This window comes from Pseudomonadota bacterium (genome assembly GCA_030775045.1).
Taxonomy (GTDB): Bacteria; Pseudomonadota; Alphaproteobacteria; order JALYJY01; family JALYJY01; genus JALYJY01.
Window position 1 is genome coordinate 1 of sequence record JALYJY010000060.1, and the last position, 11364, is coordinate 11364.

Annotated in this window: 12 protein-coding genes; 10 read left to right on the forward strand and 2 right to left on the reverse strand. The window is 59.8% G+C overall.

Features of this window, described 5'->3' with window-relative positions; genetic code table 11:
* Positions 1-115 precede the first annotated feature (115 nt).
* The gene (locus M3O22_06315; protein MDP9196359.1) at positions 116-1048 is read right to left on the reverse strand and encodes a mitochondrial fission ELM1 family protein; all 933 of its coding nucleotides are present in this window, start codon (positions 1046-1048) and stop codon (positions 116-118) included.
* Positions 1049-1205: 157 nt separating this feature from the next.
* Between M3O22_06315 and M3O22_06320 the strand changes: the two genes are divergently transcribed.
* The 7 genes from M3O22_06320 to pnp all read left to right on the forward strand — a co-directional run bounded on the left by M3O22_06320 (position 1206) and on the right by pnp (position 7217).
* Complete coding sequence (locus M3O22_06320; GenBank protein MDP9196360.1) at positions 1206-1703, forward strand: Lrp/AsnC family transcriptional regulator; 498 nt, start codon at positions 1206-1208, stop codon at positions 1701-1703.
* Positions 1700-2098 carry a hypothetical protein gene (locus tag M3O22_06325; protein ID MDP9196361.1) on the forward strand — a complete coding sequence of 133 codons (399 nt, stop codon included), beginning with the start codon at positions 1700-1702 and terminating at the stop codon, positions 2096-2098. Before M3O22_06320 ends, M3O22_06325 begins: the two co-directional genes overlap by 4 nt.
* Before the next feature lie 58 nt (positions 2099-2156).
* Entirely contained in the window at positions 2157-3050 is an 894-nt protein-coding gene (hemF, locus tag M3O22_06330) for an oxygen-dependent coproporphyrinogen oxidase (GenBank protein ID MDP9196362.1), read from the forward strand.
* Positions 3051-3165: 115 nt separating this feature from the next.
* Entirely contained in the window at positions 3166-4080 is a 915-nt protein-coding gene (locus M3O22_06335) for a DUF2125 domain-containing protein (GenBank protein MDP9196363.1), read from the forward strand.
* Positions 4081-4230: 150 nt separating this feature from the next.
* Entirely contained in the window at positions 4231-4566 is a 336-nt protein-coding gene (locus M3O22_06340; protein MDP9196364.1) for a hypothetical protein, read from the forward strand.
* Between the two features lie 151 nt (positions 4567-4717).
* On the forward strand, positions 4718-4987 hold the full coding sequence (gene rpsO, locus M3O22_06345) for a 30S ribosomal protein S15 (protein ID MDP9196365.1): 270 nt from the start codon (positions 4718-4720) through the stop codon (positions 4985-4987).
* Positions 4988-5099: 112 nt separating this feature from the next.
* On the forward strand, positions 5100-7217 hold the full coding sequence (gene pnp / locus M3O22_06350; protein MDP9196366.1) for a polyribonucleotide nucleotidyltransferase: 2118 nt from the start codon (positions 5100-5102) through the stop codon (positions 7215-7217).
* A gap of 406 nt (positions 7218-7623) precedes the next feature.
* Here pnp and M3O22_06355 read toward each other — a convergent pair whose 3' ends face one another.
* Entirely contained in the window at positions 7624-8004 is a 381-nt protein-coding gene (locus tag M3O22_06355; GenBank protein MDP9196367.1) for a hypothetical protein, read from the reverse strand.
* 470 nt (positions 8005-8474) lie between these two features.
* On the opposite strand from M3O22_06355, the gene M3O22_06360 reads away from it, so the two are divergent.
* From M3O22_06360 to M3O22_06370, 3 genes are all read left to right on the forward strand, one after another.
* Positions 8475-9704 (forward strand): cyclopropane-fatty-acyl-phospholipid synthase family protein, encoded by a 1230-nt coding sequence (locus tag M3O22_06360; GenBank protein ID MDP9196368.1) that lies wholly within the window; start codon positions 8475-8477, stop codon positions 9702-9704.
* A gap of 170 nt (positions 9705-9874) precedes the next feature.
* A complete protein-coding gene (locus tag M3O22_06365) occupies positions 9875-10387 on the forward strand; it encodes a hypothetical protein (GenBank protein MDP9196369.1) in 513 nt (170 codons plus the stop codon).
* Positions 10388-10489: 102 nt separating this feature from the next.
* Complete coding sequence (locus M3O22_06370) at positions 10490-11296, forward strand: hypothetical protein (GenBank protein ID MDP9196370.1); 807 nt, start codon at positions 10490-10492, stop codon at positions 11294-11296.
* Positions 11297-11364: the final 68 nt, after the last annotated feature.

An 11364-nucleotide genomic window follows, 5' to 3' on the forward strand; every position in this document is an offset into this window, starting at 1 on the left:
GACCCATACCCGGAACTCCCGGAGGAGACCCTGGAATCCGCAGGGGCCCTATGCCTGGAATTCCTGGAGGAAAACCCTCCTCTCCAGGTGGGCCGCAGATATAAACTCAACCATTCTACTTTTCCCTGTACCTCCGCCAGACTTCGGCGGCGGTCAGGGCGGTGTCGTCCAGCTGGGGGGCCGGGCCAAATGCCGCCTGGCCGGTGAAGGGCTGGGCATATCCGCCCGCATACAGGGTCCGGTGAAAGGCCCGGAATTTTTCTGACCCGCCCTTCAGGTCCACGATGTATACCGGCTTTCCGGTTGAGCACGCCTCGGACAGCATGGAGATGCTGTCTCCCGTCACGATGACGGCGTCCGCAAGACCCAGATATCCGAACAGCGGGTTGTCTCCCTGCCCATCCCACAACACTGTTCCGGGCAGGCCTTTCAGCCCCTGGCGCAGGATAGTCGCGTTTTCTTCTCCTGTCCGGCGGGAGGCTGTAACCATCAAGCCCACGCCCTGATCCCGGACCAGAGCCTGCAACTGTTCCACCAGCTTTCCCATGACAGCAGGGGTCATGCGCCAGACCCGGCTGCTGCCTCCCACCAGCACGGCCACGCGGGGAGAGGGAATGCCCGTCAGGCTGTCCCGGAACCGTGCAGCGGCCTCTTCCAGCCTTTGGGGCGTAACACGCGTCAGGGCGCCTGTGATGACAATGACATTCGGTCCCCGGATCCGGTCCTGGCCGTGGACAATCACCGCATCAAAATGCCGCGCGCTGATGCGCGGGTCCTGCACATGGACCACAAAGGTTCCGGGATTTTGTTGCCGCATCGCCAGCGCGGCCATCACCGCTGCCCGGCCGCTGGTGATGAGAATATCCGGCCAGGGCGGCTGGATCCGGTCGCCGGAAGGGCTGAAACTGTACCGGGCCCCCGGACGGAGCAGCGGCGATAATTGCCGCCAGGGCGTGCGCAGGCGGATGCGTTTCACCACCGGCTCCAGACCCATGGCCTCTGCCAGACCAAGGCAGGGGTTTTCCGTGCCGGCCTTGCCATCCGTCACAATCCAGCATGCCGGCCAGCATACCAGCGGCGATTTGCTTCGGGAATTCAGGGTTTTCTCCCGTCAGGGGAACAGGTTAATTCTTTTTGTTTCATAAAGTTGTGTGTAACATCACCATCGATACGCAGTCTGCACAAAAGAAGAATAAGGGGGAAAAATGCGTCGCCCGAAGCTTGACCCTCTAGACAGAAAAATCCTGAAGATGCTGCAGGACAATGGCCGCATGACCAACGTGGAACTGGCCCAGAATCTGGGCCTCTCTGCGCCGCCCTGCCTGCGCCGCGTCCGCGCGCTGGAGGAGTCGGGCTATATCCGTGGCTATCACGCCAGGCTGAACGCCTCGGCCCTGGGCTATACGCTGACGGTTTTTACCCTGGTCAGCCTATCCAGCCATGCCGACGCTGACTTGCAGCATTTCAGCACCCTGGTCGAATCCTGGCCCCAGGTTGTGGAGTGTTACATGCTGGCTGGCGACTATGACTTCCTGCTGAAGGTCGTGGCAAAAAATTGGGACGAATACCAGGATTTCCTGACCACAACGCTGACGGCAGCGCCCAACATCGCCCATGTAAAATCTACCATGACTGTCCGGAAAACCAAGTTTGTCACGGGCGTTCCTGTCCCCATGGACGAAACGGCGGACACCGGAAAATGACAACACACCGCAAACCTTCCCTTCCCGCCAGGACGGAAAAGCACAGCCCCTGGGCGGCTATCCGGGCCGCGGACCAGGGATCAGCCATCGCCTGGTCCAGGATCGAGGATCTGGTATGCCTGCTGGGGGAACAGGGGTTTCTGGAGCTTCCTGCCCTGTATCCCCGCATCCGGTTCACCCAGACCCTCGATGCGCTGGAATGGGCCTGCGACGGCCAGCCGGGGTACAGGATCTGGTGCGATCCCGTGTCCGCCTCCCTGCGCGGCCAGACGCGACAGACACCCGCAAAGACATGGACCACAACGCCGGCCGCCACATCCTCAGCCCTGCTGGACGAACTGGCGGAAAACCTCGCCCGCATGGTGGCGGCTATCGATATGGAAAAGGGCGGCTAGGACATATCGTCAATTGACGATATGTCCCGGGTTTTTTCCTGTGGTAATGATTCCGCCAATGAGCAATGACGATCTGATCGCCTTCCACGACCGGACCCGCCTGTGGTTTGAAAGCCTGCGCGACAGGATGTGTCAGGCTTTTGAAGCCATTGAGGATGACCTGGCCGGGCCCCTGTCCCATCTGCCGTCCGGGCGGTTTGAGCGCAAGGCCTGGAAGCGGCCCCAGCTGGACGACCAGGGCCAGCCGGTGGACGGCGGCGGCGGTGTCATGTCGCTGATGCGCGGCCGGGTGTTCGAGAAAGTGGGCGTCAACGTCTCCAGCGTCCATGGCACGTTCAGTCCGGAATTCCGCAGCCAGATCACCGGCGCCGGAGAAACGGGACAGTTCCGGGCCTGCGGGATCAGTCTGGTGGCCCACATGCACTCTCCTCTCGTGCCGGCGGTGCACATGAATACGCGCCATCTGGTGACCAGTGCAGCCTGGTTCGGGGGTGGGGCCGACATGACTCCCATGTTCATGGACAGCCCGGAAACACAGCAGGACACCGCTGAATTCCATGCGGCCCTGAAGGCCGCCTGCGATGTCCACGGAGCGGACTATTACAGCCGGTTCAAAGACTGGTGCGACCGCTATTTCTTCCTGCCCCACCGGGGCGAGCCGCGCGGCGCCGGCGGTATTTTCTGGGACCAGCTGGACAGCGGCGACCGGGAGGCGGATTTTGCCTTTACCCGCGCGGTGGGGGAGGCTTTTCTGGACGTCTGGCCGCGCATCATCCGTCGCCGGATGAACGAGCCGTGGGAGGACTGGCAGCGGGAACACCAGCTGGTGCGCCGCGGACGCTATGTGGAGTTCAATCTCCTGTACGATCGTGGTACAACCTTCGGACTGAAAACGGGCGGGAATGTGGAGGCCATCCTCATGTCCCTGCCACCCGAGGTGAAATGGCCATAGAGACCACCCCCAGACCCTGAACTGCCATGGCGTCCTGCCTTGTCTTTCAAAGCCGGCGGCAATCCGCTCACGGCAGCGGGTTTGGGGGTGGTCTCGCAGACGGGGAGTGAATACAGTGTCCAGAAAAAGAAAGCTTCTGGCCAGTGCTGCCGCGATCCTGGGGATGCTGGTTTTGGCCTGGACAGGTCTCTGGTTCTACGCTGCAGGACAGACCGGAAAAAGTCTTGCGGCGTTGCAGGAGACCGTACAGCGGGACGGCGGGTCCCTGACCTGGAGCTCGTATACCGTGTCCGGATTTCCCGCAGCCATCCGGCTGGAGCTGAAGGACGTGCGTCTGGAAGACAACCATGGGATCCTGTCTTCCCCGTCCGTCACCGGATATGTCCGTCCCTGGAACTGGACCCGGATCCATCTGCCGCAGATGACCGGACTGGTTCTGTCCCTGAAAAATCAGGACAACAGCAGTCTGTTGATTGCTGCCGGCACGGCAGACGCCACCATCGATCTGGACATGGCTCTGCGCCTGCGGGGAGTTGCGCTGTCTGCCGGTCCTGTAACGCTGAAGGCTTCGCCCGCCTTTCAGGGAATCGGGGAACTGACCCTGGACAGTATCAGGACTTCGGCCCGCCTGACAGGCGATATGCCCGCCGGCCCTGATGCAGGGTCATGGCAACAGTGGCGCGACAGGGGTGGCGCCCTGGAAGTGGACGAACTGACCCTGTCGGCCGCGCCGTTCTCTGCCACACTGACGGGCACGGCGACCCTGGATGCCCGGATGCGTCCGCTGGGAGCTTTCACCGTAGACGCAAGGGGGCTTGATCCCCTGGTAAACAGCATGGCGACGGGAGAGGGGCAACTGCCGCAGTATGCCCTCCTGATTCGCCTGGCACTTCTGGCCCTGCCAAAGGCGGCGGATGCCAATGGGCAGCAGATCGTGCGGATTCCTGTCACCGCCCAGGATGGAAAACTGTCTGTCCTGAGCCAGACGCTGGCGGACCTGGAACCCTTCGAGTTTGCCGGAATTCCCTGATTCCTGGCCGTTTTCCGGTGGAATGCGTGACAGAAAGGCCCGCCCTGTGTCAGGATGGCTTCCTGACTGGTACGCACGCGATGACAGTGCGGTACAGGCACTGTCCGGTGCACCTTTGTTTTCTTCAAGTGGAAAGAAAGGCAGGACACCATGCAGTCACGTACGGTTTTTTTCTTTGAAAATCGCATTCCCAATGACGGAATCAGGCTTCTGGGGTTCATCCGGCGCCTGGACGGCGTTGAGGGATTTCTGAATTATATGAGGAGCATCAGCGATTCCGGGGTTCTCCTGCCGGGTTTTGTCGTCCGGGGATTCCGGGAGATTGAGGCGGACAGCGACCGGGGTGCTGTCTGGGCAGATCTTGCCCTTCCGGACATCCAGCGGATTTCCCTGGAATTCAGCGGGCTTCTTTTTCGTTCGACCGAAGCAGCCCGTGCAGAAAGGGAAAACAGTCATGTTTTCCCGCCTCTGGTCATGTCCTTTTAACTGGCTGCCGCCGGGGGTCAGTGCTTTTCACTGGAAAAAAGAATCCGGAGGGCGCATACAGGGGCCCGATAAGGACAGGTTGTGACCCTGCTGGCCGACATCCCGGCAGCGGCCAGAACAGGTCCGCAACTTTTAGAGACAGGAGCATGCGATGTCGATTACAGCCGAACGCAAACAGGAACTGATCAAAAAGTACGCCCGGGCCGCCAACGACACCGGCTCGCCCGAAGTGCAGATTGCCATCCTGACTGAACGGATCAACAGCCTGACCGGACATCTGAAAACCCATGAAAAGGATTTTCATTCCCGCCGCGGCCTTCTGATGCTGGTGGGCCAGCGTCGCCGCCTGCTGGACTATCTCATAAAAACCGACCGCAAGGCCTATGAAAAGATCATTGCGGATCTGGACCTGCGCCGCTGATGGCACTGGCCGACCGGAAAAAAGCACAAAACAGACGACAGGACAGGGGATATTGCCCCTGCCCGGGTATGGCCATGGGGCTGTACCTGCAAGAATAAAGGAAAATTTCTGAATGTTCAGAATACATCGCAAGGAACTGATGTGGGGCGATCGCAAACTGGTCCTGGAGACCGGCAAAATAGCCCGGCAGGCCGACGGCGCGGTCCTCGCCACAATGGGAGAGACCAGTGTGCTGTGCACCGTGGTGGCTGAAAAGCAGGCCAAGCCGGGGATCGACTTTTTCCCGCTGACCGTGCATTATCAGGAAAAGGCTTTTGCCGCCGGCAAGATCCCGGGCGGCTTTTTCAAGCGCGAGGGCCGTCCCACCGAGTCGGAAATCCTCACCAGCCGCCTGATCGACCGCCCTGTCCGCCCCCTGTTTCCCAAAACCTTCCGGAATGAAACCCAGGTCATCTGCACCCTGATGAGCCATGATCTGGAAAACAGCCCGGACATCGTGGCCCTGGCGGGTGCCTCGGCTGCCCTGACCATTTCCGGCGTTCCGTTCCTGGGACCCATCGGTGCGGCCCGCGTAGGCTGGAAGGACGGCAGTTTTATCCTTAATCCCGGCCTGGAGCAGATCGATGGCCTTGACCTTGATCTGGTGGTGGCCGGAACAACCGAAGGCGTGCTGATGGTGGAGTCGGAGGCGAAGGAGCTTCCGGAAGACATCATGCTGCAGGCCGTCATGTTTGGTCACAAGAGCTTCCAGCCGGTGATCCAGGCCATTGTGGAACTGGCCCGTGAGTGTGCGAAGGACCCGTGGGAGCTGGCTCCCGCTGCCTATGATTCCGATGCGCTCATGCGCCGCCTGCGTGACCTGGCCGGCGCGGACGTGAAGGCCGCCTATCAGGAAACCATCAAGCAGAAGCGCTATGAAAAGCTGGGCCAGGCAAAACAGAAGGCCCAGGAAGCCCTGGTCGCCGAAGGCTCTGCGCCCGAAGCTGTGGCCGGATCCTTCAAGGAGCTGGAAAGCGACATCGTGCGCGGCGGTATTCTGGATACCGGCCGCCGGATTGACGGCCGCGATACAAAAACCATCCGTCCCATTGTGGCCGAGGTCGGGGTTCTGCCCCGCACCCATGGCTCCGCCCTGTTCACCCGGGGCGAGACCCAAGCCTTGGTGGTGGCCACTCTTGGCACGGCGCAGGACCAGCAGGTCATTGACGCCCTGGACGGGGAATACCGGGAAGGCTTCATGCTGCACTACAACTTCCCCCCCTATTCGGTGGGCGAGGCAGGCCGCATGGGCAGCCCCGGCCGGCGCGAGATCGGCCACGGAAAGCTGGCCTGGCGCGCAGTCCATCCGCTGATTCCAGGCGGGGACCAGTTCCCCTATACCATCCGCGTGGTGTCCGAGATTACCGAGTCGAACGGATCGTCTTCCATGGCGACCGTGTGTGGATCGTCGCTGGCCATGATGGACGCGGGCGTACCGCTGGTCCGTCCGGTGGCGGGGATCGCCATGGGCCTGATCAAGGAAGGCGACCGCTTTGCCGTCCTGTCCGACATCCTGGGGGACGAGGATCATCTGGGCGACATGGACTTCAAGGTAGCCGGCACGGAAAAAGGCATCACGGCCCTGCAGATGGACATCAAGATCACCTCGATCACCGGGGAGATCATGCGCATCGCTCTGGACCAGGCCCGCGACGGCCGCATGCATATCCTGGGCGAGATGGCCCGGGCCCTGGGCCAGGCCCGCGAAGGGGTCAGTGAGAATGCACCCCGGATCACGGTTCTGAACATCCCGAAGGAAAAGATCCGCGATGTGATCGGATCGGGCGGCAAGGTGATCCGCGAGATCGTGGAACAGACCGGCGCCAAGATCGACATCGAGGATGACGGGACTGTCCGCGTATCCTCGGTTGATCCGAAAGCCTCGGAAGCCGCGATCAAGTGGATCAGGGGCATCGTGGCCGAGCCGGAAGTGGGTGAGATCTATGACGGCAAGGTCGTCAAGATCATGGAGTTCGGTGCTTTCGTCAATTTTCTCGGCGCAAAGGATGGCCTGGTGCACATCTCGGAACTGAAGAACGAGCGTGTGGGCAAGGTCGGCGACGTGGTCAAGGAAGGCGACCAGGTGAAGGTCAAGGTCATGGGCTTTGACGACCGCGGCAAGGTGCGCCTGTCCATGAAGGTTGTGGACCAGAAAACTGGCGCCGACTTGACAAAACAGGCCGTGAACTGAAACACCGTCAGCACAGCAGACGCGACAGGGATGTAACATCCGTGTCGCATTTTTTGTTTGTAGAAAAAAACGTCATCCCGGCGACCCGCAGCGCCAGCGCTTGCGCGGCGTTAAGCCGGGATCCCATTTTATTTTCTGTGGAATTTCATCTTACCTGTCATCCCCGCCCCCACCTTCGCGAGGGTAAACTCCGGCGGGGATCCAGAAGCGCGTCCGCGCGTCATATAACTCATGTGCCGTGCAGACGCACGGCGCACTGGATCCCGGCTCGGAGGCCGGGATGGCTGGAAAAGGCAAAGCCTTCTTGTCCTTCCCACTGGAACAGTTCCTGCCGCAGCACACAACAAAAAACCACACCCCGGTGACGGGGTGCGGCTCTGTGATAACCGGAAAATATTAAAGTTATTCAGGCACCGGGGACGGGGTTTTTATTGGAATCCGGTTTCTCTGGTGGAAGGGTCGGTTCCGGAGCGGTCCTGTTGCCGTTAAGGCATGTGGGTGCCGGATACGCCATTCCTGTACGGGGTTCTCTGCCTGTTTCATCCAGACTGTAGGCCCAGTAATGAACCCATGGATTCTCCAAGGCTGAAGGACATGCGTTCAGAAGTTTTCCAAGAGCCGGTCCTATATACGTTTTCTGGTTCCCTGCAAGACCATCAAAAAGAAAATCATGCATTTTGTAACCTGTTCTTTTCAGGCCCATACCAATATTTGCAGGGTTGAATGCATAGAGCGCGGCAACTTCCCAGTTGGCAAAAATACACAGCTGATCGCCAAACTGGGCCACAACCGTAGAACACTGGGCAGGAAGTGTGGGTTCTGACTGTTCCCATAGATCCTTGAAGCTGATCTTGATCTCACCCAGAACCGGCTTGAGGGCGGCAACAACCTGGGGGGCAGCCAGTTCGGCATTCCCCATGGGTTCATCGTGGTATGTATCCTGTCGGACATGACTGAAACATCCTGACGCAAGAACGATTGTCGCTGCCCCGGCGGCGAGCTGTCCCTTGAAACTCATTGTAATCAACCTTTTTTCTTGATTGCTGATCAGGCCGGATAGCCTGCACCTTATTATAAACCGGAAGATGGTTTATCAAGCAAAAGTTTTTGCTTGTTATATTAATCAACCTGCAGTTCTAATACCCGACAGTCCGCTGGTTATTAAGCTTTCCCCCTCCGGAGTGCCCCATCCTTCCCCGTGACAGTGTGGCCGGTCCCTTCACACTGGCAACAGGGATTCGCGCCAGGGAGAGAAGCATGCTGATGGACAGTGTATTCCGGAAGGTGATCCGGCAGGGACGGCTGAACGTCATTGATCCGCAGGGCCGGGTTTTCACCTATGGCCCGGGCGGGACTCCGCGGGCCACGGTCCGTTTTCATGACAGCCGTATCCTGTGGCGCATGGCCTTTTCTCCCTCGCTGGCGCTGGGGGAAGGATACATGGATGGCCGGATCACCATCGAGGAAGGCACCCTGTACGATTTTCTGGACGTGTGCACCCGTGCGCCCATGGCCATGACGGGATCCTGGCTGATGCGCCTGCGCTATGGCCTGGAGCAGCCCCTTCGCCGGCTGCAGCAGTTCAACCCGCTGGCCCGGTCCATGGCCAACGTGGCTCATCACTATGACCTGTCACCGCACCTGTACACCCTGTTCCTGGACCGGGACTGGCAGTATTCCTGCGCCTATTTCCCCACGGGGACCGAGACCCTGGAACAGGCGCAGGCCCTGAAAAAGCGCCATCTGGCCACAAAGCTGCTGCTGAAGCCGGGGCAGAAGATCCTGGATATTGGCAGCGGGTGGGGCGGCCTTGGCCTGCACTTGGCCGGAACAGCCGATGTGCATGTGACCGGCATCACGCTGTCAGAGGAACAGCTGGAACACGCCCGCCTGCGGGCCATGGCGGCGGGCCTGACAGACCGGGTATCCTTTGACCTGCGGGACTATCGCCAGGAGACGGAACAGTACGACCGGATCGTGTCTGTGGGCATGTTCGAGCACGTGGGCGTCAACGCCTTTGACACATTCTTCCGGACGGTGGGCAAGTGCCTGAAGCCGGACGGGGTGGCTGTCCTGCACGCCATCGGACGCAGGGACACGCCCGGCATCAATGATCCCTTCATCCGCAAGTATATTTTCCCCGGAGCCTATGCCCCGGCGCTGTCCGAGGTCATGACAGCGGTGGAAAAATCAGGCCTGTGGGTCTGTGATGTGGAGGTCTGGCGCCTGCACTATGCGGAAACCCTGCGGCACTGGCGCAACCGGTTCATGGCCAACCGGGAGCGGGCGATGCAGCTGTACGACGACCGCTTCTGCCGCATGTGGGAATTCTACCTGGCCGCCTGCGAGGTGGGGTTTCGCAACCTGAACCTGATGGTGTTCCAGATCCAGCTGGCCCACCAGCGCGATGCCGTGCCCCTGGACCGGGAATACATCTACCGCTTCCCGGAGGAAATGCCAGAGGTGAAACAGGTGCTGGCGGCGTGAGACATGTCATCAATCAAACGGATAATGGCCATCTGACTTCGGTTTTCTCCGCTTCCGGTGCTCACGTACTGTAATGTACGCTCCGCTCCGGTTCTCCGAAAACGCTTGTCATCTGGCTCATTCTGCGTCAATTGATGACATGTCCTGGATAAGGATCCGGAAAGATGCCCATGACCAAAGTCCGTACCTTGGCCCTCGCCCTTGGTGCAGTCCTGGCCGGCTGCGAGATTCCGGATTCCCCTTCTCCGCCACCGGGTCCCGGGCCATCCCTGCCGTCCCCACCGTCTTCGCCACCTCCGCCGTTCCTGCAGCAATGCCGGGATGCCGAGGCTGCCCTGCAAGCGTTCCTGCGCACAACGGCCTGTCCGGGCGTATTCGTCGTCCAGCAGTTTGTCCCGAAGCCCGGAGGCGGACGGGAGACAGACTATTATCTCCAGCCGGTGAAACAGTCATGGGAAGTCCGTCGCAACGATGGCCCATGGAATCCGGATGATTCCCGGAACTGCACCCCGGGCACGGCCCTGCTTGTGCGGCACCTTGGTCCCGGCCAGGTGAAAATCATGGAGTCGGGACCGGACTATCCTCACCTGTCTGTGGGGCAGACGCCGGCGTTCACCTCTTCACGGGGCATGGGGATCGGAAAAGCGGCAGAGACAGGGTATCTGTGCAATTTCCTGCCCTGACAGGGCTGTGCAGGCAGATGAAGATTTTCTGTTCAGGTTTTTTTAACTTCCGGAAGCTATTTTCAGAAGTGCAGATCCTGAAACAGCCTGAAGAGAACACAGATGCCAAAAAATCCATATGGTTCCTACATGGTTTATGAGCCGAAGTGGGGCGAGACTTTTGACATGACGGCAGCAGAAGCCCTGTCTCTTGCCACTGAACACAGATGTCCGGTCAGGTTTGATTTCAACGGCAGGAAGATAACAGCACAGCCAGGCCAGGATGTGCAGGATCTGCGGGATATTCATGATTTGCCAGACCCCGGTGCTTCCGGACCGGCTTCTGTAAAGCCTCTGGAAATTGAAGCCGGATGGGGTGCAGATCTCAGAAAGGAAGTAATCCCGGATGCCCTGAAAATGGCAAACGCATACAGGCAGCCTGTGCGTCTGGATGTACTTGGAATCCACGTTATGATCTACAGGGGACAGACGGTGGACGAGGTGGACGAATCCTGGAAAGAAGCCTGTCGGTTACAGGACAAAAGAACCGGGCATGAAAAGACGCTGCAGGGCGTCCTGAAATCCCGGGATCCGGATCGTATCGTTGACTGGGTCGAGGAGTATGTGAAACTGGCTGATCGGGGGGAAGGCCTTTCCCGAAAATCCATGGATGCTGTCCGGGGTCTGTTCGAGAAAGCCGGTTACAGTGCAGGTGCATATGGAGGGGACAAATCTTCCCTGTACGACAGGGGAAAGGCCACCCTCTACATTGTGGGCCAGCTTATGGGTTGTCTGGAAAAAGGCGTGCCGCCCCGGCAGAACAGCTTTGACCGTCTCATCGGCATGTACAGAAAGGAACATCCGCCAGTTCCGATCCCTCCTTCCACCGGTGGAAGGGGCGGCCAGCCCGCAACACCAGGGGTTCACTGACACCCCTCCTTGACTCTCCTGCTTTCCCGGCCCTATATCCCGTCTGACCGGAACCTCCGGTCCTGATG

Bases quoted from the DNA above. Each gene is read 5' to 3' on its own strand.
- M3O22_06320 (MDP9196360.1), top strand. From the start codon at position 1,206: ATGCGTCGCCCGAAGCTTGACCCTCTAGACAGAAAAATCCTGAAGATG.
- M3O22_06325 (MDP9196361.1), top strand. From the start codon at position 1,700: ATGACAACACACCGCAAACCTTCCCTTCCCGCCAGGACGGAAAAGCAC.
- hemF (MDP9196362.1), top strand. From the start codon at position 2,157: ATGAGCAATGACGATCTGATCGCCTTCCACGACCGGACCCGCCTGTGG.
- M3O22_06340 (MDP9196364.1), top strand. From the start codon at position 4,231: ATGCAGTCACGTACGGTTTTTTTCTTTGAAAATCGCATTCCCAATGAC.
- rpsO (MDP9196365.1), top strand. From the start codon at position 4,718: ATGTCGATTACAGCCGAACGCAAACAGGAACTGATCAAAAAGTACGCC.
- pnp (MDP9196366.1), top strand. From the start codon at position 5,100: ATGTTCAGAATACATCGCAAGGAACTGATGTGGGGCGATCGCAAACTG.
- M3O22_06360 (MDP9196368.1), top strand. From the start codon at position 8,475: ATGCTGATGGACAGTGTATTCCGGAAGGTGATCCGGCAGGGACGGCTG.
- M3O22_06365 (MDP9196369.1), top strand. From the start codon at position 9,875: ATGACCAAAGTCCGTACCTTGGCCCTCGCCCTTGGTGCAGTCCTGGCC.
- M3O22_06370 (MDP9196370.1), top strand. From the start codon at position 10,490: ATGCCAAAAAATCCATATGGTTCCTACATGGTTTATGAGCCGAAGTGG.